This window comes from Nonomuraea sp. NPDC048901, assembly GCF_040649695.1.
Taxonomy (GTDB): Bacteria; Actinomycetota; Actinomycetes; order Streptosporangiales; family Streptosporangiaceae; genus Nonomuraea.
Genome location: NZ_JBEZFW010000018.1, coordinates 81,027 through 102,186, shown reverse-complemented (window position 1 = coordinate 102,186; position 21,160 = coordinate 81,027). Strand labels below are relative to the sequence as shown.

Here is a 21,160-nt window from a genome sequence, read left to right as displayed (position 1 = left end):
TCGGCTACTTGCCCGGCTTGGCCAGCCCGACGGATACCAGGTCGATACCCCCGGAGAACGAGGCGGACTGGTACGCGCCGGCGATGTTGGCGCCATAGACGAGGACGTACTTCTCATAGGCCAGCGGCACGATCGGCGCCAGCTTCATGATCTCCTTGTCCAGTTCCCCGTAGGCGGCGTTCGCGGCCGTGACGTCGGGCATCGCGGCGATCTCGTCGATGCGCTTGTTGATCGCCTTGTCGTTGATCTGGGCGAGGTTCGCGTTGCCCTTGGCGGTGATGTTGCGGCCGTCGAACAGCGGCGGCAGGAACGTCGCGCCGGACGCCCAGTCGGGGCACCAGCCGGTGACGGCGGCGTCGTGCTGCTGCGCGGGTGTGCCGATCACCTCGTAGTAAGTGGAGGTGTCGATGTTGTTGATCTTGACGTCGATCTTCACCGCCTTGAGCGCCTCCTGGATGGCCACGGCGACCGCCGCCATCTTCGGGTCCGGCCGGGTGTCGAGGGTGAGGGTGAAGCCGTTGGCCTGGCCCGCCTCGGCGAGCAGCTTGCGGGCCGCCTCGACGTCGGTGGGATAGGGGTCGTAGTCGACCCGGCCGGCGACCGTCGGCGGCTGGATGGAGGTGCCCTTGGCCGCCAGGCTCGAACCGCCCATCCCGGCCACCACGGTGTCCTTGTTGATGGCGTAGTTGATCGCCTGGCGCACCCGCACGTCGTCGAGCGGCTTCTTGGTGGTGTTCAGGCCCATGTAGGTGGTGCAGCCGTTGAGCCCGCTCAGCGAGCGCGCCTTGAGCTGCGGAGTCTGCACCCGCGCCACGGTCGCCGCCTGGATCGTGCCCGCGACGGCGTCGGCGTCGGCGCCCTGACCGGCCAGCATGCGCTCGTCGATGGTGGCCGGGTCCAGCCCGAACGTCCACTCCCAGGCGTCCGGCTTGGCCGACCTGACGCTGTCGGTCTCGGCCTTCCACTGCGGGTTGCGCACCAGCTTGAGCGAGGAGCCGCGGTTGTAGCCGGCCACCTTGTACGGCCCCGACGCGATCGGCTTGGTGTCGAACGCGGCCGCGGCGCCGGTGCCCTTGGGGAAGGGGACGAAGTTGGCCATGGCCAGGGCGCTGGGGAAGTCGGCGAAGGGCTTCTTGAGGTGGAAGACGATGGTCTTGGCGTCAGGGGTCTCGATCGTGTCGAGGTCGCCGGAGACGTACGGGCCCTTGTAGTCCTTGGGCGCGTCGAGGAGCAGCTTGGCGTACGGTGAGCCGATCCCGGCCTCGGGGTCGAAGCCGCGCGTGGCGCCGAACTTCACCGCCTCGCTGTTGATCGGCGTGCCGTCCTCGAAGAACAGGTTGTCCTTGAGGGTGAAGGTCCAGGTCTTGGCGCCGTCGGACGGCTTGCCCGTGTCGGTGGCGAGGTCGGGCACGATCTTCGTGCTCTCCGCGCCCGGGGCCGCGCCGAAGGTGGTCAGGTTCCGGTAGATGAGCCGGTAGAAGTTGTTGACGCCGCCGTCCCAGCCGCGTACCGGATCCAGGTGGGAGAAGTCCGCCTTCGTCAGGAAGTGCACAGTGCCACCGGTGGCGGGCTTCGCGGACGAGCCGGACGAGCCGGATCCGGTGGAGTTGGAGGGGGCGGCGCCGCCGCCCCCGCAGGCCGCGAGCGCCAGCATGGCGCTCACCGCGACGCCCGAAAGCGCAGCCGATCTCCTCATGTCGCCTTCTTTCTGAATCAATCCATTGGGTGGGCGTCACGCATTGCGGACCCACACCCGCATGGCCATGGGGCTACGGTTGCCCCACATGAAGTACGGGACGAAGGTCGTGGTGACCGTCGTCTCCGGGAACGCCGGCTCCTGCGGCAGCTCGGGGTAGAGCTCCGCGGATGGCGGCGGTGCCGTGGCCGCCTCCACCTGGAGGACGACCGCGCCTTCCGACAAGGCGATGCCGGCGGTGGATTTGGCGATGTTGGCGTTAACAAGCCGTGGTAGGACCAGGTCGTCCACGTCCACAGGGCAGTCCTGCTGTTCGACGCAGTACACCAGCGGGCCGCGCGCCAGGCTGGCCGCGCCCCGGGTGGCGTCGAGGTGGGGGTGCGAGCCGTGCGCCCTGACCGGCATCGGCAGGCTCAGGCGCACCTCGTCGCCCGCGTGCCAGACCCGCTCGACGCTCAGCCACCCGTCCCGCGCGGTGGCGTCGGCCGCCGCGCCGTTGACGGTGACCGTCACGTTCTTCGCCCAGCCCGGCACGCGCAGCATGATCGTGTACGGCCCGTCAGGCGCCCGGTCCAGGACCAGGCGCACGTCGCCGTCCCACGGATAGTCGCTCTCCATCGTCAGCCCGAGCGCCTCGGTGTCGATCCTGGCCCCGGCGTAGCTGGCGATCAGCAGCGCGCCCTCGCGTTCGGCGGCCATGTGGTCGCCGAGCTGGGTCATCCAGCGCACGATGTTCGGCGGGCAGCAGGGGCAGCCGAACCACGGCCGGCGCAGCGGGTCGCCGCCGTCCTCCGCGCCGCTGCGCTGCTCGTGGTCGGGGCGGCGCTGGAGCGGGTTGTCGTAAAAGAAGGCGGTGCCCTCGGCCGACAGCCCCACGGCGTAGGCGTTGTACTGGATCCGCTCGAACACGTCGAGATACTTGGCGCCGCCGGTGGCCAGGAACATCCGCCACGCCCACTGCATGGTGCCGATGGCCGCGCAGGTCTCGCTGTAGGCGCGTTCGGACGGCAGCTCGTACCGGTCGCCGATGGCCTCGTCGGAGTGCCGGCTGCCCAGCCCGCCGGTGATGTAGAGCTTGGTGGCCACCATGTCGTCCCACAGCCGCTCCAGCGCCTCGAACAGGGAGCGGTCCCCCGTCTCGAGGTACACGTCGGCCGCGCCGGCGGCCAGGTAGGTCATGCGCACGGCGTGGCCGGTCACCGAGGGCAGGTCGCGGAAGGGCAGGTGGTCCTGGAAGTACTCGGCGGTAAAGATGCTGTGTTTCAGGTGCCCGTGGCCGCGCCGGTCGACGAACAGCCGGGCCTGGGTGAGGTAGGAGCGCTCACCCGTCTCCCTGAACAGCTCGACCAGCGCCATCTCCACTTCCGGATGACCGCAGACGGCCTCCTCGCGGCCCTCGCCGTAGCGGGACACGACCAGGTCGGCGAACTTGACCGCCACCGCGAGCAACCGCCGGTCGCCCAGGTGCCGGGCGGCGGCGACGGCGGCCTGGATGAGGTGGCCCAGGTTGTACAGCTCGTGCCCCCAGGCCAGGTCCTCCCACGGCTTCTTGGCGGCGGCCGGGTCCTGGAAGAAGGAGTTCAGGTAGCCGTCGTCCGCCTGGACCCGCTCCAGCAGGCCGACGACCTCCTCGTAGAACTCCCGTACGGGCTCGGCCGCGGTGCCCGTGGCCAGCTCGTACGCCAGCCCTTCGAGCGTCTTGTACAGGTCGGTGTCGAGGAACGGGTAGCGGCCCCGGTACGGGGGCGGGTCGTCCATCAGCAGGCGGCTGAGGTTGTCCACGTTCCCGGCGGCGCGCAGCCGCTCGATGGCGTGGGGGACCGTGGCCGTGCTGTTCCTGAGCTGCCAGGCATGCAGCAGGCCGCCCACGATGCGGACGGCGACCGGCTTGACGTGCTCGGACACCAGCTCTTCATCAGTAATGTGTGGCATTGCACTGAACGATAGGTGTCTGGCGGGTTGACTGCCAAGGGTTACGGCGAGGAATTCATTGGCCGTAACCAGACCGTAAACCGGGAAAGGGTTTGTCCGCGTTGCTTACCGCAGGCGTACGCAGTCGGGGTCGAGCCCCTCTACGCCGCCCACACCCAGCAGTTGCAGCGTGCGGACCAGCTCGGCGCGCAGCATGGCCAGCACCCGGTCCACGCCGGGCTCACCGCCCGCCATCAGCCCGTACAGGTAGGCCCGGCCGACGAAGCAGGCCCGCGCGCCCAGCGCCACCGCGATGGCGATGTCCGCGCCGCTGCGTACCCCGCCGTCCAGGAACACCTCCGTGCGGTCACCGACCGCGGCCACCACCTCGGGCAGCAGCTCCAGCGGGGTGGGGGCGCGGTCCAGCTGGCGCCCGCCGTGGTTGGAGACGACCAGCCCGTCCACTCCCACGGCCGCCAGATCCTTGGCGTCGTCCACCCGTTGCACGCCCTTGACCAGCAACCGCCCCGGCCAGACCGACCGGATCCACTCCAGGTCCCGCAGCGTCACCGTCGGATCGAACATCAGGTTCGTGATCCCCGCCAGGTCGTCCGGCGCGCCGTCGACCGTGGCGAAGCGCAGCGGCTCGCTGGTGATGAAGTCGAACCACCAGGCCGGACGGCTCAGCGCCTGCAGGACGCCACGCCAGCGCAGAGCGGGCGGCATCGTCATGCCGTGCCGCACGTCACGCAGCCGCGCCCCCGCCACCGGCACGTCCACGGTGACGACCAGCACGTCCATGCCCGCCTCACGGGCCCGGTCGAGCGTCTCCTGGCTGCGCCCCCGGTCGCGCACGACGTAGAGCTGGAACCAGTTCCAGCCGTCCGGCGCCGCCGCCACCACCTCCTCGGGCGTGGTGGTCCCCATCGTGGACAGCGTGTACGGCACCGCCGCCCGCGCCGCCGCCCTGGCCACGGCCCGCTCGCCCTCGCGGTGCATCATCCGGGTGAACCCGGTGGGCGCGAGCACGACCGGCATCGAGATCCGCTTGCCGAGCACCTCCACCGCCGTGGGCGCCTCGGAGACGTCCCGCAACACCCGTGGCCGCAGCTCGGCCCGCGCGAAGGCCGCGACCGACCTGGCCAGCGACCGCTCCGCCTCGGCCGCTCCGTCGACGTAGTCGAACACCACCCGTGGGGCGCGCCGCCACGCCAGCCGCCGCATGTCCGCCAGATCGGCCACCGCCGCCAGCCGCCGCTTCCGCGACGGGAACGGCCGCGGCCGGGGCGGGAGTACGGCACGCAGGTCCTGCCAACGGGGCAGGCGCCGGGGATCCCTCGCCGTCGGCTCCATGTCAAGAACGCTATCAAGCCGGTATATCTCGGTATACAGCCCGCATACACGTGCTCCCAATGAGTGCGCGCCCCCGCTCGCCGGCCTCCCGCGCGGCACCGCGCTCGCGAGTAGCCGGATGGGGTGATCTACGGTGGTCTCCATGCGCGAGGACTGGCTCACCCTGGTGGCGGACTCCGCGGCGGCCAGGGCCACCGGCGCGGAGCTGGTCGCCCGCTGGGCCGAGCCGCACCGCCGCTACCACACGCTCGCCCATCTCGCCGCCGTGCTCGCCGCCATCGACCGGCTGGCGGACGCCGCCGCCGACCCCGTCGCGGTACGGCTGGCCGCCTGGTTCCACGACGCCGTCTACGACGGGCGGCCGGGCTGGGATGAGGAGCGCAGCGCTCAGCTGGCCCAGGCGCGGCTGCCCCGCTGCGGGGTGCCCGCCGACCGGGTCGCCGAGGTGGCCAGGCTGGTGCGGCTGACGGCCGCGCACGACACGCTGGCCGAGGGCGACCGCGACGGCGCCGTCCTGTGCGACGCCGACCTGGCGGTCCTGGGCGGTCCGGACTACGAGCCCTACACGGCGCGGATCCGTCAGGAGTACGCGCACGTGCCCGACGAGCTCTTCCGCCAGGGACGGGCCGCGGTCCTGCGCAGGCTCCTGGCCGTACCCCGGCTCTATCGCACGGCCGAGGCGTACGCGCTGTGGGAGGCGCGCGCACGGGCCAACATGAGCGCCGAGCTAGTGGCGCTTGCGGCGGCGCAGGCCGCCGGCGATGAGGCGGCGCAGTAGCTCGCGCGAGCTGACCGCCTCCGCGCCCAGCTCCACGGCACGGGCGTGCACGGTCTCCGGCACGTCGTAGTGGTCCCGGTCGAAGGCCCGCTCCGGCACGCCGAGCCGGAGCGCGAAGGCGTGCAGCTCCTCCAGGGAGCTGTCGCTGACCAGATGCGACCACATGAGGCCGCGCGGCCCCGGCCAGGCGGGGGGATCGATGAGCACCGTCACGAAGTAAAGGGTAGGACCCTGCCGCGCACGGCCAGCTCGGCGAGGTCCTTCACCACCACGTCGGCGCCCTGCGCGCTCAGCTCGGTGGTCTCGCCGTGCCGGTCGACCGCGACGACGAGCCCGAAGCCGCCCTTGCGGCCCGCCTCGATCCCCGGCAGGGTGGCCTCCACCAGGGCCGCCTTGGGCGCGGGCAGCGCCAGACGGCGGACCGCCTCCAGGAACAGCGCGGGGTCCGGCTTGCCCGGCAGGTTCATCAGGGCCGCGTCGTTGCCGTCGACCAGCACGTCGAACAGGTGCAGCACACCCGCCGAGCCGACCAGCCGGCGGCCGTGCAGGCTGGCGGAGACGGCCGCCGTGCGCGCGCCCCGCTGGCGCAGCTCGTGCAGCAGCGCCACGGTCGAGGGGAAGGCGGCCACCCCGTACTTGTCCACCTGCGACATGAACAGCCGGTCCTTGGCCAGGCCCAGGCCGTGCACGGTGAGCGCCCCCGCCTCGTCGTCGGGGGCGCCCTCCGGCAGTGTGATGCCGCGTGAGGCGAGGAAGGTGCGGACGCCGTCCAGACGCGGACGGCCGTCGACATGCCGCAGGTAGTCGTCGCGGATGTCGAAAGGCGCCGAGCGGCCGCGCAGGAACGCGTCGAAGACGTGCTTCCAGGCGGCCGCGTGCCCCCGAGCGGTGTCGGTGACCACGCCGTCGGTGTCGAACACGACGGCACTGATCGCGGCCAGGTCGATGACGGGCTCGTTCACTCTGTGAACGTAACCGCTCTACCACGCTACGGGTAGCTTCTCCACGCCATAGACGATGGCGAGCTTTCTGAACGGCACCTCACCCGCCACCCGGAGCCCCGGAAAACGCCGCAGCAGCGCGGGGAAGGCGATCCGCATCTCCATCTGCGCCAGGGGCGCCCCGACGCAGCGGTGGATGCCGTGCCCGAAGGCCAGGTGCGAGCCCGCCGTCGGGCGCTCCGGCCGGACCTCCTCGATCCCCTCGCCGAGGTGGGGGTCGCGGTTGGCCGCCGTGAGCGAGCAGAGCACCATCTCGCCCTTCTTGATCGAGTGGCCGAACAGCTCCAGGTCCTCGCGGGCGAAGCGGGGGAAGGCCACCTGCACCACGGTCATGTAGCGCAGCAGCTCCTCGACCATCTGCTCGGCGTAGCGGTCGTCCTCGCGTACCCGGGCGGCCTGCTCGGGGTTCTCCAGCAGCCAGAGCGTGCCCAGCGCGAGCATGCTCGTGCTGGTGTCGTGGCCGCCGGTCAGCAGGCCGTCGGCCATGCTGGCCAGCGTCCGGTCGTCGAGGTCGTCGCCGTGCTCGCGCAGCAACTCCCCGAGCAGGCCCTCGCCGGGGTTCAGCCGTTCGCGGGCGACCAGGTCCGTCAGGTACGCCATCGCGTCGTTGATCGCCTGGAGGGACGCCTCGGGCCCGGCGGTGAGGTCGAAGCGGTTCGTGCTGATCTTCAGGAATTCGGACCGTTCCTCGTACGGCACACCCAGCAGTTCGCACACGACCAGAGAGGGGATCGGCAGCGCGAACGCCTCCACCAGATCGGCGGGCGACCCGTTGGCCGCCATCCGGTCCAGGCACTCCTCGACCAGGGCCTCGATGCGCGGCACCAGCCTGCGCAGGCGGTGCATGGTGAACTCCGGCGTCAGGTACTTGCGCAGTCTGGTGTGCTCAGGCGGGTCGCGGAAGCCGAGGCCGCCCGGATCCTCCTGGTTGGTGCCCAGACCGATCACGTTGCCGAAGTCGTTGCTGAACCGTTCATGGTCGGCGAGCACGCTGCGCACGTCGTCGTAGCGGGTGACCAGATAGACCGTCTGGTCTCCCGGGATCGACATCGGGAACACCGGCTGCTCGGTGCGGATGCGGCCGAGCTCGGCCACCGGGTCGAAGCCCTCGCGCATGAACTGGACGAGCGGGAACTCTGAGTCTGACATCGAAATCCGTCCTGCTGGGATACATCACACTTTGTTGGGATAAATCCCTACATAGATGGTCCCATCCGCAGGACGCGATCTGGCCAGGCTCAGCCGAGCGCCGGCATGCTCGTGACCTCGTCGGGGGATGGGATCGACCGGTCGCGCGCCCGCACCGGAGGCTCGGGCAACAGGGCCTCCGCCATCAGCGACGGCGGCGCCGGTTTGGGCCGGCGTGGCTCGCGCACCCCGCCTTCTCCTCCGCCAGGTTCGTCGAACGGAAAATCCTCGTCGTCGGGGCCGTGCGGCTCACCCGGACCGAACCCGGGTAGCCAGCTCGGAGCCCCACTGGGGAGAGCACGGCGTCTGCGCGATCGCTTGCTCACGAAGCCTCCTAGGCCGACCGGCTCCATTCTGCGTCACGACCTTCATGAACGCGAGGTCTCCTGTGCCGGGGGAGGATTGTGGTAAACGTGGGCAAAGCGGGGCGGCAGAGGCCGTTTGGCGTACAGGTACGCCACATTCTGCGATGATCTCGCTATAAGCGGAGTTTGAGCCTCACGGATAGTGACTGATGCCCACCACATTCGAGGAAATAGCTGCCTTCGTCGCCGACAAGCCGTTCGCCACCGCGGTCATAGCGCTGCTGGGCCTGGCCGGGCTGGTGCTCGCCTACCTGATACTCAGGGTCGCCTGGCGGGCCCTCGCCTGGGTCGTCTCGCGCTATATCGCCCCACGTCCCATCGAGGACGTCCTGACCGTCGTGGCCGCCTCCATCGCCACCGGTGTCTCCGCCCAGGGCATGTGGCGCTTCTCCGGTGACGTGCTCGGCCTCGACGGGCCGCTGCGGCTGCTGCTGTTCGCGTTCATCGAGGTCGCGATCATCACCTCGGCCGTACGGGCGCGCCGCAACATGCGCGAGAACTTCTCCGCCGGGATCGACGGCATCGCCGTGTGGGCGCTGACCTGCCTGACCGCCGTACTGTCCAGCATGGACGCGCGCAGCCTGCCCGAGGCCGTCTTCCGCCTCGCCGCGCCGCTGGTCGCCGCCTGGCTGTGGGAGCGCGGCATGGCCATCGAACGGCACCGCATCAGGGGCACCGGCCGTATCAACTGGCGCCTCACCCCCGAACGGCTGCTGGTCAGGGTGGGCCTGGCCGAAGTGAGCGACCGCACCGCGAGCGAGGTCGACGCGCACCGCAGGCTCACCCGCGTCGCGCTGGCCGCCAAGCGGGCCAAGTCGCTGCGCGAGGGCGGCGCGTCCGAGCGCAAGATGCGCGGCGCGCTGGCCAAGCTCGACAAGGCCATGGACCAGGCCGTCGAGCACACCGGGCTGGCCGTCGACCAGGGCCGCCAGGAGGCGCTGCTCGCCCAGATCGCCGCCCTGTACAACACCTCCGCCCTCATCGACGCCGACCCGCGCGTGCCCTGGGAGCCGGAGGCCGACCACCACCCCGTGCCGGCCCGCCCCGCCCTGCCGCCCGCGCTGGTCGAGCTCGTCCAGGACGACGACGAGGACGTCCAGGTGTTCGACACCACGCCGCAGGTCGTCGACACCGCCCAGCGGGCCGCGCTGATGCGCTCCGCCCGCGACTACTGGGACAGGCAGATCGCCAAGGGCATCGTGCCGCGCACGATCGACATCGCGCAGGAGATCGGCCTCTCACTGCCCGCCGCCCGCCAGTATCGTGCCCTGTGGAAGCTGGAGCCCGAGGCGCACGCGCTCATCGAGGCTCTGTACCAGCAGCACGGCATCGTGGACACCGGCGCCTTCCCGGCCATCGCCGACGACGGGCGGATGCTGACCACCAAGTCCTGAGCCCGGGGGGGCCGGTTGAGGGAGCGCACGCTCGAACGGGTCAGAAAGCTCCTGGCCAAGGCCGAACGTACCGACAACGAGCATGAGCGGGCCACGTTCATGGCGGCGGCGGCGTCGCTCATGGCCAAGTACGGCATCGATTCCCTCGACCCCGCCGACACCCGCCAGGCGCCGGGCGACCGGATCGTCACCCTGCCCAACCCGTGGGCCCGGGAGAAGGCGCGCCTCGTCAGCCTGGTCGCGCAGGCCCTGCGCTGCCGGCCGCTGCTCATCGGGCGCGGCGACGGCGGGCAGCGGGTGCACGTCTTCGGCTTCGCCGCCGACCTCGAACGCGCCGACGTACTGGCCACCTCGCTGCTGCTGCAGATGGCCACGGGACTGGCCCGGGTACGGCCGCCCGACACCGCGATCCGCGCCTACCGGCGATCGTGGCTGCTCGGGTTCACCGACGAGGTGTACCGGCTGCTGCGCGAGGCCGAGACGCGGGCCGAGGAGCGGGCCCCCGCCGCGAGCACCGCGCTCGTGCTGGCCGACCGGCGGGCGGAGGTGGAGCGGGTGGTGGCCGCGCACTACCCGCGCATCCGGCTCAGCGTGCCGCGCACCAGCGGCACCGGCTACCGCGCCGGCGTCGAGGCGGGCCGCCGCGCCGACCTGGGCCGCACCCGCGTGGACAGCCGGCCCGGCCGCGAACTGACCTGACCCCAGCCCCGCCTGACCCCAGCCCCGGCCCGGCCTCAGCCCTGGCCACCCGTCCTGCCTGCCCTCCGCACGCCCGGTCTCTGTTGGAGGCCGGGCGTGCGGCGGTCGGGGCCTCAGCCCAGGGTGGCCGAGACCAGGGAGCGGGCCTCCTTCTGGACCTCGGCCAGGTGCTCGGGTCCCTGGAAGGACTCGGCGTAGATCTTGTACACGTCCTCGGTCCCCGACGGCCGGGCCGCGAACCAGGCGCTCTCGGTCGACACCTTCACCCCGCCCAGCGCCGCCCCGTTGCCGGGCGCCGCCGTCAGCACCGAGGTGATGGGCTCGCCGGCCAGCGACGTCGCCGTGACCTGGTCGGCCGACAGCTTGCCGAGCACCGCCTTCTCCTCCCGCGTCGCGGGCGCGTCCACCCGGGCGTACGCCGGCTCGCCGTACCGGGAGGTGAGCTCCTTGTAGTGCTCGCTCGGCGAGCGCCCCGTGACCGCGAGGATCTCCGACGCCAGCAGCGCCATGATCACGCCGTCCTTGTCCGTCGTCCACACCGACCCGTCGCGGCGCAGGAACGAGGCCCCGGCGCTCTCCTCGCCGCCGAACCCGAGCGAGCCGTCCAGCAGCCCCGGCACGAACCACTTGAAGCCCACAGGCACCTCGTAGAGCCGCCGCCCGAGCGACTCCGCCACGCGGTCGATGACGCTGCTGCTGACCATCGTCTTGCCCACCCCGGCGCCCGCGGGCCAGCCGTCGCGGTGCGCGTAGAGGTAGGAGATGGCCACGGCCAGGTAGTGGTTGGGGTTCATCAGCCCGCCGTCGGGCGTGACGATGCCGTGCCGGTCGGCGTCGGCGTCGTTGCCGGTGGAGATCTGGTACTCGCCGCTGCTGGCGATGAGCGAGGCCATGGCGTACGGCGACGAGCAGTCCATCCGGATCTTGCCGTCCCAGTCGAGCGTCATGAACCGCCAGGTCGGATCCACCAGCGGGTTGACCACGGTCAGGTCCAGCCGATGCCGCTCGGCGATCTCCCCCCAGTAGGCGACGCTGGCCCCGCCGAGGGGGTCCGCGCCGATGCGTACCCCCGCCGACCTGATCGCGTCGAGGTCGAGGACCGAGGGCAGGTCGCCGACGTAAGCGCCGACGAAGTCGTAGCGCCCGGTCGTGTCCGCCCGCAGGGCCTTCGTGTACGGAACGCGGAGGATGTTCTTCATGCCCCCGGCCAGCAGGCGGTTGGCCCGGTCCTGGATCCAGGTCGTGGCGTCGGTGTCGGCCGGGCCGCCGTGCGGTGGGTTGTACTTGAAGCCGCCGTCGGGCGGCGGGTTGTGCGACGGCGTGATCACCACCCCGTCCGCCAGTCCGGTGGAGCGGCCGCGGTTGTAGGTGAGGATCGCGTGCGAGACGGCGGGCGTCGGCGTGTAGCCGTCGCGGCTGTCGATGAGGACCCGTACCCCGTTGGCCGCGAACACCTCCAGCGCCGACACCCGCGCGGGCTCCGAGAGCGCGTGGCTGTCGACGCCGAGGAACAGCGGCCCGTCCGTGCCCTGGGCGTGGCGGTACTCGCAGATCGCCTGGCTGGTGGCGAGGATGTGATCCTCGTTGAACGCCGTGTTCAGCGACGAGCCACGATGCCCGGAGGTGCCGAACGCCACCCGCTGCGCCACCTCGTCGGGATTGGGGTGGAGGGCGTAATAGGCGGTGACCAGCTTGGCCACGTCGACCAGGTCGGCGGGCTGGGCGGGCTGTCCGGCGCGTTCGTGGGTCATGAGGCCACTTTACGAGTGGCCGCTCGGCGAGGCTCGGCTAGACTCGCGTCAGTCACTAGAATGGAGTTCTGTTGCCATGCGTATCGGACTGCTCCTGAACGAATCTCAGGATCCGGACCCGCTGGGCGGGCTCCGCGACAAGCTCGCCAAGGCCGCCGACGAGGGCTTCGCCTCCGCCTGGCTCTCGCACATCTTCGGCCTCGACGCCCTCACCACGCTGGCCGTGGCGGGCAGCCAGGTGCCCGGCATCGAGCTCGGCACCGCCGTGGTGCCGACCTTCCCGCGTCACCCCCTCGCGCTCGCCCAGCAGGCCATGACGGTCAACGCGGCGGTACGCGGGCGGCTGTCGCTCGGCATCGGCCTGTCGCACCAGATGGTCATCGAGAACATGTTCGGCTACAGCTTCGAGCGGCCGGGCAGGCACATGAAGGAATACCTGGAGATCCTGATGCCGGCCACGCGCGGCGAGCAGGTCGACTACGACGGCGAGACCCTCAAAGCCCACGCCCGGCTCACCACGCCGGGAGCGGGGCTGCGGGTGCTGATCGCGGCCCTGGGCCCGCGCATGCTCAAGCTGGCCGGCACCGTCGCCGACGGCACCGTGCTCTGGATGACCGGCCCCAAGACGGTCGCCGAGCACGTCGCGCCCACCATCACCGCCGCCGCGAGCGAAGCCGGGCGGCCCGCGCCGCGCGTGGTCTGCTCGCTGCCGATCAGCGTCACCGACGACGTCGAGGCCACCAGAGCCCGCGCCAACGAGATCTTCGCCATCTACGGCCAGCTGCCCTCCTACCGGGCCATGCTCGACCGGGAGGGCGCGGCCGACCCCGGTGACGTGGCGATCGTCGGCGACGAGGACACCGTGCGCGCCCAGCTCGACGGGCTGGCCAAGGCCGGGGTGACGGAGTTCGTGGCCTCCGAGTTCGCCCATCGGGAACGCACCAGGGCATTCCTCAAGACACTTCTCTGACCGGCTCTGATCAGCCCTGACCGGCGCGTCGGTGGGGTGACCGGGAGGCATCCGAATAAACTCCCGCAAGGTGAAGCGCTTGCTGCATGGCATAGACGTGTCCAACTGGCAAGGTTCCGTCGACTGGACCGGCCACGCGGGAGCCGGGGTAGCGTTCGCCTTCGCCAAGGCCACCGAGGGCGGCGACTACACCGACGCGTACTTCGCCCGCAACTGGCAGGGCATGCGGGAGAGCTGGATCGTCTGCGGCGCCTACCACTACGCCCGCCCGAAGGGCGACCCCAATGAGCAGGCCCGCCACTTCCTGAACGCGGTGGGGGCGGCGGGCGGCTTTCGCCGCGGCGACCTGGTCGCGCTCGACCTGGAGAGCAACGACGGGATCCGGCCCGAGCAGGTCGCCCAATATGCCCGCCGCTGGTGCCGCTACGTCGAGCGGCACGGCGGCGTGCGCCCGTTCGTCTACACCTTCCCGTGGTTCGCCCGCGGAGGTCACTGCGCGGGGCTCGGTGACTATCCGTTGTGGATCGCCAACCCGGAGAAACCCTGCGGCGAGCCGCTGGTGCCCGGTCCCTGGGGCGAGTGGACGATTCACCAATACGCCAACAGCCCGCTGGATCGCAACGTCTTCCGCGGGAGCCGGGAAGACCTGACAAGGCTGGGGTTTCACCCGCGATAGCATCGGTGCTTACCACCAACACTGCTATCCAAGGGAGTCACCGTGTCAGCCGAGCTACGCATCACCCTCGCCGGAGCCGAGCGTGTGGTCGCGGCCGGCACGACGGCCGGTGACGCGCTGGAGGCCGACGGCCGCACCGTCATCGCGGCCAGGGTCAACGGCGAGGCCCGCGACCTGGCCCACCAGGTCGCGGATGGCGACGTCGTCGAGCCCATCGAGGTCTCCAGCGACGAGGGCCGGGCCATCGTCCGCCACTCCACCGCCCACGTCATGGCGCAGGCGGTGCAGGAGCTGTTCCCCGGGGCCAAGCTGGGCATCGGGCCGCCCGTCGAAAACGGCTTCTACTACGACTTCGACGTCGAGCAGGCGTTCCACCCCGATGATCTCAAGCGCGTCGAGAAGCGCATGCGCGAGATCGTCAAGCAGGGGCAGCTGTTCTCCCGCCGGGCCGTCTCCGACGACGAGGCCCGCGAGGAGCTGGCCGGGGAGCCGTACAAACTCGAGCTCATCGGGCTCAAGGGCGGCTCGCTCGAGGAGGAGAGCGTCGAGGTCGGCACGGGTCAGCTGACCATCTACGACAACCTCGACCCGAAGACCGGCGAGCTGTGCTGGAAGGACCTCTGCCGCGGCCCGCACGTGCCCTCCACCAGGTCCATCCCGGCCTTCAAGCTCATGCGCTCCGGCGGCGCCTACTGGCGGGGCAGCGAGAAGAACCCGCAGCTCCAGCGCATCTACGGCACCGCGTGGGAGTCGCGCGACAAGCAGGACGACTACCTCAAGATGCTGGAGGAGGCCGAGAAGCGCGACCACCGCAAGCTGGGCGCCGAGCTCGACCTGTTCTCCTTCCCCGACGAGCTGGGCTCCGGGCTGGCGGTCTTCCACCCCAAGGGCGGCGTGATCCGCCGGGTGATGGAGGACTATTCGCGGCGCAAGCACGAGGAGGCGGGCTACGAGTTCGTCAACACGCCGCACATCACCAAGGAGAAGCTGTACCAGGTCTCGGGTCACCTCGACTGGTATCGCGACGGGATGTTCCCGCCCATGGAGCTCGAGGGCGCGCGCTATTACCTCAAGCCGATGAACTGCCCGATGCACAACCTGATCTTCCGTGCGCGGGGGCGGTCCTACCGCGAGCTGCCGCTGCGGCTGTTCGAGTTCGGCACCGTCTACCGCTACGAGAAGTCAGGCGTCGTCCACGGCCTGACCCGGGTGCGCGGCCTGACGCAGGACGACGCCCACATCTACTGCACCCGCGAGGAGATGCGCGACGAGCTGGCCTCGCTGCTGCGCTTCGTCCTCGATCTGCTGCGCGACTACGGCCTCGACGACTTCTACCTGGAGCTGTCCACCAAGGACCCGGAGAAGTTCGTCGGCTCCGACGACGCGTGGGAGGAGGCGACCGAGACGCTGCGCGAGGTCGCCGAGTCCGAGCACCTGGACCTGGTGCTCGACCCGGGCGGCGCGGCCTTCTACGGACCGAAGATCTCCGTGCAGGTACGTGACGCCATCGGCCGCACCTGGCAGATGTCGACGATCCAGCTCGACTTCAACCTGCCCGAGCTGTTCGAGCTCGAATACCAGGCGGCCGACGGCACCCGCAAGCAGCCCGTCATGATCCACCGGGCGCTCTTCGGGTCGATCGAGCGCTTCTTCGGCGTGATGGTCGAGCACTACGCGGGCGCCTTCCCTCCGTGGCTGGCCCCCGTGCAGGTCGCCGGCATCCCGATCGCCGACGCGCACATCCCCTACCTGCAGGACGTGGCCAAGAAGCTGCGCGAGCGCGGCATCAGGATCGAGGTCGACACGGCCGACGACCGGATGCAGAAGAAGATCCGCAACGCCCAGAAGTCGAAGGTCCCGTTCATGCTGCTGGCCGGTGATGACGACATCGCCAACGGGGCGGTCTCGTTCCGCTACCGCAGTGGCGAGCAGAAGAACGGCGTGCCCGTGGAGGAGGCGATCGCCGAGATCGTCGACGCTGTGGAGCGTCGCATCCAGGTCTGACTTTCCAGCGTCTAAGAAGGGGTACGGCGGGAGTTCGCCGTACCCCTTCTTGCGTACTGCGGCCTGGCGCTGTGGGGTCTGGAGTGCTCTGGGGGAGTCGATGAGGTCTGTCAGAACTTGTGGGGCGGTGAGAATGCGGTAGTCTGCCCATACTCTGAAGATCACGCTTCCCAGAGATACGCCGCAGAGTGGAAGCAAGGCCCGCACATCGCGTGTGAGGACCCCGGAGGGGCGGTGCGATCTGTTCGCATGCCCTTTCGAAGGAGTGTTCCCCCGATGAACGTAGGTCTCGGCCTCCCCATCAATGACCCCGCCCAGCTGCTGACCTGGGCCCGCCGCGCCGACGCCGGCCCTTTCAGCGCACTCGGACTGCTCGACCGGCTCGTCTACGACAACCCCGAGCCCCTGGTCACCCTCGCCGTCCTGGCCGGTGCCACCTCGCGTGTTCGCCTCCAGACCGAGGTGCTGATCGCGCCCCTGCACAACACCGCGATCCTGGCCAAGCAGGCCGCCACGTTGGACCGCCTCTCGGGCGGCCGGTTCACACTCGGCATCGGTACGGCAGGACGCGAGGACGACTACCTGGCAGCCGGTGTCGACGTCCACCGCCGGGGACGTCGCCTCGACCAACAGCTCACCTCCCTGCGACGCGCCTGGTCCGGCAAGCCGTATGGGGTCGGTAGTGGCGATGGCGTGAGTTTGGTGAGTCCTGTGCCTGTTCGGCCTGAGGGCGATGGCGTGGGTCCGATCGGGCCCGCGCCTGTTCGGCCGGGTGGCCCCGAGGTGTTGTTCGGTGGCTTCGTCCCGGCGGTGTTCGAGCGGGTCGCCCGATGGGGTGATGGCTTCCTGGGTGCCGGGCTCGGGCCCCAGTGGATGGACATGGCCTTCCGCGACGTGGAGCGGCGATGGGAGCTTGCCGGTCGCGAGGGCCGTCCCCGCCTGGTGGCCCAGGTCAACGTCGCCCTCGGTCCGGAGACGGTGCTGGCGGAGGCCAGAAAGGAGATGGGCGATTACTACGCCTTCACCGGGCGGCCCGAGCACATGCTGGCCGGGCTGCTCACCACGTCCGCCGCGATCCGGGACGTGGTCACGGCGTTCACCGGCATCGGCGCCGACGAGGTGATGCTCTACTGCTGGGCCTCCGACCCGGACCAGATCGACCGCCTGGCCGACGCGGTGGCCTGACCCGCCTCCGGGCGGTACGTGCCACCGGACCATTACCCTGCGTCGCTCCGGCCCGCTGCGTCGCTCCGGACCGTTGTTCTGCACCGGGCCGGTGCTCAGGTGCTCTCCACCGGTCCGGTGTTCGGGTGCCCTGCTTGGGGGTGCACTGGAGTCGTGTCCAGGGGCGGTGGGCTGGTTGGGATCTTGGTCAGAAGGGGTCTGATCCCGAGGGCTCTTCGGTGGGTCTGGGCTCGCCGGGGAGGCGGACGTCGTCGACCGTGACGTTCACCTCGGTGACGCGCAGGCCGAGCATGCGGCTGACGCTGCGGGCCACATTGGTCTTGACGGCGGCGGCGACCTCCATCACCACATGGCCGTACTCGACCACGATCGTCAGGCTCACCGCCACCTGGCGGTCCTGGATCTGTGCGCTCACGCCCTGGTTGCCGCGCTGGGAGCCGATGCCGATGCGGTCGCGGACCGACTCGAAGGCCCGGGCCAGGTCGCCGCCCATGTCCGCGACGCCTGACACCTCCATTGTCGCGAGATAGGCCACCTTCTCTACCACCTCGTCGGCGACCTTGATCTGCCCCTTCACCACGGCCGCGGTGGCCGTCGGCCGGTCCCCAGAGAACGCCGTCGCGGCCGCCTCTCCGTACGGCGCGGTGCCGGATCCGGCAGCGGGAGTTGCGGCGGATCCGAGCCCGGTAGATCCAAGCCCCGTGGGTCCAGGGCTGGCGGGTCCGAGCCCTGTGTGTCCAGGGCTGCTGGGTCCGAGCCCTGCGGGTCCAGGGCTGGCAGGTCCAGGGCTGGTGTGGCGAAGTTCGGCGGTGCCTGGTCCGGAGGGGCCAAGTTCGGAGACGCCAAGGTCAGGGAAACCAGGGTCAGGGAAACCAGGGCTGTCCGGGCTGGGCTCTGGGTTGGCGGGGGCGATGCCGCGGAGTCCGACGCGGCTGGAGTCGGCGCCGCTTCTGCGAGATCCGCCACTGCCACTGCCACTGTCACTGCCGATGCTCCGGGCGCTGACGACGCTGGAGTCGGCACCGGTGCCACGGACTCCGGCGTCACCAGAGATGGAGCCGATGGAGCGGACTCCAACGTCGCCGGAGTCCAAGCTGGGGCTGGGGCTGGGGCTGGGGCTGGGGCTGGGGCTGGGGCCCAAGCCAGAGCCGGAGCCCAAGCCGGAGCCGGAGCCGGAGCCGGAGCTGGAATCCAAGCCGGAGCTGGGCCCCAAGCCGGAACCTGAGCCGGAGGTGGACCCCAAGCCGGAATCCGAGCCGGAGCCCACGCCGGTACTCCAGCCGGAACCGGAGTCCGCGTCGACGCTGGAGTTGGGGCCGATGGAGCGGAGCGGGCCGCCACCGTATGGTTCGGGGCCTCGTTCTGTGGCGCCGGTGCCGGTGCCGGTGCCGGTATCGCCATATCCCATGGCGAGGTAGGCAGGGGGTTCGTATCCCGTGCTGTTCGTCCCCGTGGTGCCCGGGTTGGTGGTGTCGTCGCCTAATGCGTCGGTCATCGCGGCCTCCTCTGGGCGGTCTTGAGGATTGTCCCGGAAGCCTGTGCCGTTTGTCCCAAGACCTGGGGCCCTATGCTGCTAGATATGCACGATCAGGCAGGGGCCGGGGCACCAGACAACTTCCAGCGGCTGTGGACCCCGCATCGGATGGCCTACATCAAGGGCGAGGGCAAGCCGACCGGGACGGGCGCCGACGACGGGTGTCCGTTCGACGCCATCCCCAAGATGAGCGACGAGGAGGGGCTGATCGTGGCCAGGGGGGAGGTCGTGTACGCGGTGCTCAACCTCTACCCCTACAACTCCGGCCACCTCATGATCGTGCCCTATCGGCACGTACCCGACTATGACCTGCTTGATGGCGCCGAGCTGGTGGAGCTGGCGGAGTTCACGCAGCGGGCGGTGCGCGCGCTGCGCAAGGCGAGCGGGGCCCAGGGGTTCAACGTCGGCATGAACCTCGGTCAGGTGGCGGGGGCGGGCATCGCCGCCCACCTGCACCAGCATGTGGTGCCGAGGTGGGGCGGCGACACCAACTTCATGCCGGTCGTCGCGCAGACCAAGGTGTTGCCGCAGCTACTTCGTGACACGCGCGAGCTGCTCGCCGACGCTTGGGACTGACGGCCGCGGCAGCGCGGAGATGCCCGCCGACAGCAGCAGCGGGATGGCCAGGGCCAGGGCCATCGACAGTACGGCCGCGCCGGAGTCGTTGACCAGCATCCCGAGGACGCCGCTCACGAGCGTGCCGATCAGCCCGGCGCGCAGCGCGGGGGAGTAGGTGAAGGCGGCGGGCACCACTCCGGCGGAGGCCTGCTCGGGCCGCAGGATCGCGTAGACGAGGAACGCGGTGGCGGCGATCACGATCGGCATCAGGTTGGGGCTGAGCAGCGTGGCGAGCATGGCGCTGAGCTTGCGCAGGATGACCTCGAGGGCCTCGCCGCTGAGCACCTGTCCGACGAAGCGGCCCAGGTGGGTCTGCTTGTCGGGCGGCTGCAGGTAGTTGATGACCGCGAACGTCATCACGATCACCGCCCCCGCCACGCAGAACGCGCCCAGCTTCACGATCGACACCCGCTTGCCCGCTATGAGCAGTGCGGTCACCGCGATGCCCGGGACGAACGCGATCACGCCGCCGAAGTCGCTGCCCATGCCCGAGCCGCCGAGCACCATCGCGAACGCCCCCAGCACGGCCACCGCCGCCACGCCCACCTTGCCGGGGAAGTGGTGGGCGATGGTCGTGGTCGCCAGCAGGGTGCCGGTGGCCAGCAGCGCGAACGGGATGTTGCCCAGGCCGTAGTAGCGGGCGCCCACCTCGGCGCTGTAGCCCATGATGCTGTTGAGCTGCAGGGTCGTGCCGGTCAGCAGGTCGCCGGCGAGCGTGAGCGCGGTGATGCCCGCCACGACCGTGAGCGGGCCGAGCGGGTTGCGCCGCCACGGCCCCGCGCAGGCGAGGAGGGTGATGGCCGCCGTCCAGCCGAGCGCGCCGCCGATCAGGCCCGGCAGGGTGGACCACGGCAGCAGGTTGACCAGGTAGCTGGAGACGGGCAGCGAGGCCAGGGCGACCGCGGCCAGGCGTACCCAGGGCAGGCCCTTGCGGCGGCGCAGCAGCAGGAACGCGATCAGGTAGAACAGGACCTGCAGCACGGCGACGACCGTGAAGTAGATGCCCTTGACCGAGCGGATCGTCTGCGCGGTGGCGTCGGCGCGGCGCAGCCGGTCGATCGTCGCGCTCTGCGCGCTCACCTGGAGCGGCACGCCCACGACCGTGCCGGGCACCGGCACGCCGACCGTGGTCAGCGCGGTGGCGGTCAGGTCGGGCAGGATCGAGATGTCGTCGCGGTGCGTGGAGGCGGCGCCGAGCAGGCGGCCCTGCGCGCCGGGCTGGCGCAGCATCGCCACCCGCAGGTGCGGTACGGAGCCGTGGTCGGACAGGCCGGCCAGGATGACGGTGGCGTCGGCGGGCAGGGCCGACAGCAGCGCGCCCGCCTTCGCGTCGGCCTGCCGCAACGCGGCCCGGCGCTCGGGGGCGCCGAGCTGGTCGGGCACGCGGGGCAGCTTGCCGGAGGCCAGGTAGGGGCGGATGAGGTCGTCGACCTCGGCCGCGACCATCCGGCACTGCGTCAGGTCGGCGGCCGTGACCTGATCGGGGGAGGCGAGGTAGCGGGACACCGCGCCGCTCCGGTCGGCCAGCGCCAGCGCGGCGCCGGGGCCGACCGCGACCGAGCACTGGCCCGCGGCCTTCAGCGCCTCGCCGAGCGTGCCCGCGTTGCGCTGGCCCGCCACGTCGATGAGGTAGCGGTAGTCGGGGATGACGGCGCCCTGGCCGCTCGCCTCCGGCGCCGGTGGCGCGCCGCAGCTGTAGCCGGAGGCCGACCTGGTGCCCGCCGACACGGTGAGCCACCCGTCGTAGGGGCAGGTCAGACTGCCCACAGTCCGTACGGACAGCGATCCGATCGCACTGGCACCCGCGAGCCGCCACAGATTGGGCGTGTCGTTCGGGGTGATGTCGTTCCAGTGGAGCCCCGGCACACCGATGAGCGCGACCCGCCCACCACCGTCCTCGGCCTGCCCCGCCTGGGCGAACCCCCCGACGAACAGGAGAACCGCCATCACGACCAGCACGCGCCTCACGGGAATGTCCCCCTACGATCTACGGCTACCGTCCGCAGCATCGTCTCACCTCGCCGTGGGTGGCGAGAC

At 70.8% G+C, this 21,160-nt stretch carries 19 protein-coding genes; 9 read left to right on the top strand and 10 right to left on the bottom strand.

The features are described 5' to 3' along the window. Positions 1-4 precede the first annotated feature (4 nt). The 3 genes from AB0C30_RS44695 to AB0C30_RS44685 all read right to left on the bottom strand — a co-directional run bounded on the left by AB0C30_RS44695 (position 5) and on the right by AB0C30_RS44685 (position 4,960). Positions 5-1,696: an ABC transporter substrate-binding protein gene (locus AB0C30_RS44695; protein WP_357955638.1), complete on the bottom strand. Its 1,692-nt coding sequence runs from the start codon at positions 1,694-1,696 to the stop codon at positions 5-7. Between the two features lie 36 nt (positions 1,697-1,732). Beyond that, positions 1,733-3,628, bottom strand: a complete 1,896-nt coding sequence (locus tag AB0C30_RS44690; RefSeq protein WP_357955636.1) for a beta-L-arabinofuranosidase domain-containing protein — start codon at positions 3,626-3,628, stop codon at positions 1,733-1,735. Positions 3,629-3,733: 105 nt separating this feature from the next. Beyond that, a complete protein-coding gene (locus AB0C30_RS44685) occupies positions 3,734-4,960 on the bottom strand; it encodes an alpha-hydroxy acid oxidase (RefSeq protein WP_357955634.1) in 1,227 nt (408 codons plus the stop codon). 142 nt (positions 4,961-5,102) lie between these two features. Here AB0C30_RS44685 and AB0C30_RS44680 point away from each other — a divergent pair, with 142 nt between their 5' ends. Further along, positions 5,103-5,738 carry a metal-dependent phosphohydrolase gene (locus AB0C30_RS44680; protein WP_357955632.1) on the top strand — a complete coding sequence of 212 codons (636 nt, stop codon included), beginning with the start codon at positions 5,103-5,105 and terminating at the stop codon, positions 5,736-5,738. Here the strand turns inward: AB0C30_RS44680 and AB0C30_RS44675 are convergent. From AB0C30_RS44675 to AB0C30_RS44660, 4 genes are all read right to left on the bottom strand, one after another. Beyond that, a complete protein-coding gene (locus tag AB0C30_RS44675) occupies positions 5,688-5,951 on the bottom strand; it encodes a DUF4031 domain-containing protein (protein ID WP_357955629.1) in 264 nt (87 codons plus the stop codon). The genes AB0C30_RS44680 and AB0C30_RS44675 overlap by 51 nt on opposite strands. Continuing rightward, positions 5,948-6,700, bottom strand: a complete 753-nt coding sequence (locus tag AB0C30_RS44670) for an HAD family hydrolase (protein WP_357955626.1) — start codon at positions 6,698-6,700, stop codon at positions 5,948-5,950. Before AB0C30_RS44670 ends, AB0C30_RS44675 begins: the two co-directional genes overlap by 4 nt. 18 nt (positions 6,701-6,718) lie before the next feature. Next, positions 6,719-7,888 carry a cytochrome P450 gene (locus AB0C30_RS44665; RefSeq protein WP_357955624.1) on the bottom strand — a complete coding sequence of 390 codons (1,170 nt, stop codon included), beginning with the start codon at positions 7,886-7,888 and terminating at the stop codon, positions 6,719-6,721. 89 nt (positions 7,889-7,977) lie between these two features. Then, positions 7,978-8,253: a hypothetical protein gene (locus tag AB0C30_RS44660; RefSeq protein ID WP_357955621.1), complete on the bottom strand. Its 276-nt coding sequence runs from the start codon at positions 8,251-8,253 to the stop codon at positions 7,978-7,980. 188 nt (positions 8,254-8,441) lie between these two features. Between AB0C30_RS44660 and AB0C30_RS44655 the strand changes: the two genes are divergently transcribed. Beyond that, a complete protein-coding gene (locus AB0C30_RS44655; protein WP_357955619.1) occupies positions 8,442-9,686 on the top strand; it encodes a hypothetical protein in 1,245 nt (414 codons plus the stop codon). Between the two features lie 15 nt (positions 9,687-9,701). Continuing rightward, positions 9,702-10,385, top strand: a complete 684-nt coding sequence (locus AB0C30_RS44650) for a DUF2786 domain-containing protein (protein WP_357955617.1) — start codon at positions 9,702-9,704, stop codon at positions 10,383-10,385. A gap of 113 nt (positions 10,386-10,498) precedes the next feature. Here the strand turns inward: AB0C30_RS44650 and pgm are convergent, their stop codons facing one another. Next, the gene (gene pgm, locus AB0C30_RS44645; protein ID WP_357955615.1) at positions 10,499-12,136 is read right to left on the bottom strand and encodes a phosphoglucomutase (alpha-D-glucose-1,6-bisphosphate-dependent); all 1,638 of its coding nucleotides are present in this window, start codon (positions 12,134-12,136) and stop codon (positions 10,499-10,501) included. Between the two features lie 76 nt (positions 12,137-12,212). On the opposite strand from pgm, the gene AB0C30_RS44640 reads away from it, so the two are divergent. The 4 genes from AB0C30_RS44640 to AB0C30_RS44625 all read left to right on the top strand — a co-directional run bounded on the left by AB0C30_RS44640 (position 12,213) and on the right by AB0C30_RS44625 (position 16,971). Beyond that, positions 12,213-13,106 carry an LLM class F420-dependent oxidoreductase gene (locus AB0C30_RS44640; RefSeq protein ID WP_357955613.1) on the top strand — a complete coding sequence of 298 codons (894 nt, stop codon included), beginning with the start codon at positions 12,213-12,215 and terminating at the stop codon, positions 13,104-13,106. A gap of 70 nt (positions 13,107-13,176) precedes the next feature. Next, positions 13,177-13,782, top strand: a complete 606-nt coding sequence (locus AB0C30_RS44635; RefSeq protein ID WP_357955611.1) for a glycoside hydrolase family 25 protein — start codon at positions 13,177-13,179, stop codon at positions 13,780-13,782. A 21-nt stretch (positions 13,783-13,803) separates the two neighbouring features. Continuing rightward, positions 13,804-15,786 carry a threonine--tRNA ligase gene (gene thrS / locus AB0C30_RS44630; protein WP_357955862.1) on the top strand — a complete coding sequence of 661 codons (1,983 nt, stop codon included), beginning with the start codon at positions 13,804-13,806 and terminating at the stop codon, positions 15,784-15,786. 276 nt (positions 15,787-16,062) lie between these two features. After that, complete coding sequence (locus tag AB0C30_RS44625) at positions 16,063-16,971, top strand: LLM class flavin-dependent oxidoreductase (RefSeq protein WP_357955609.1); 909 nt, start codon at positions 16,063-16,065, stop codon at positions 16,969-16,971. A gap of 187 nt (positions 16,972-17,158) precedes the next feature. On the opposite strand, the gene AB0C30_RS44620 is transcribed toward AB0C30_RS44625, so the two are convergent. Beyond that, a complete protein-coding gene (locus tag AB0C30_RS44620; RefSeq protein WP_357955607.1) occupies positions 17,159-17,548 on the bottom strand; it encodes an Asp23/Gls24 family envelope stress response protein in 390 nt (129 codons plus the stop codon). Between the two features lie 484 nt (positions 17,549-18,032). Between AB0C30_RS44620 and AB0C30_RS44615 the strand changes: the two genes are divergently transcribed. Then, positions 18,033-18,389 (top strand): hypothetical protein, encoded by a 357-nt coding sequence (locus AB0C30_RS44615; protein ID WP_357955604.1) that lies wholly within the window; start codon positions 18,033-18,035, stop codon positions 18,387-18,389. 161 nt (positions 18,390-18,550) lie between these two features. Next, entirely contained in the window at positions 18,551-19,081 is a 531-nt protein-coding gene (locus AB0C30_RS44610; RefSeq protein WP_308016238.1) for an HIT domain-containing protein, read from the top strand. On the opposite strand, the gene AB0C30_RS44605 is transcribed toward AB0C30_RS44610, so the two are convergent. Then, a complete protein-coding gene (locus AB0C30_RS44605; RefSeq protein WP_357955602.1) occupies positions 19,037-21,091 on the bottom strand; it encodes a hypothetical protein in 2,055 nt (684 codons plus the stop codon). The genes AB0C30_RS44610 and AB0C30_RS44605 overlap by 45 nt on opposite strands. Between the last annotated feature and the right edge of the window lie 69 nt (positions 21,092-21,160).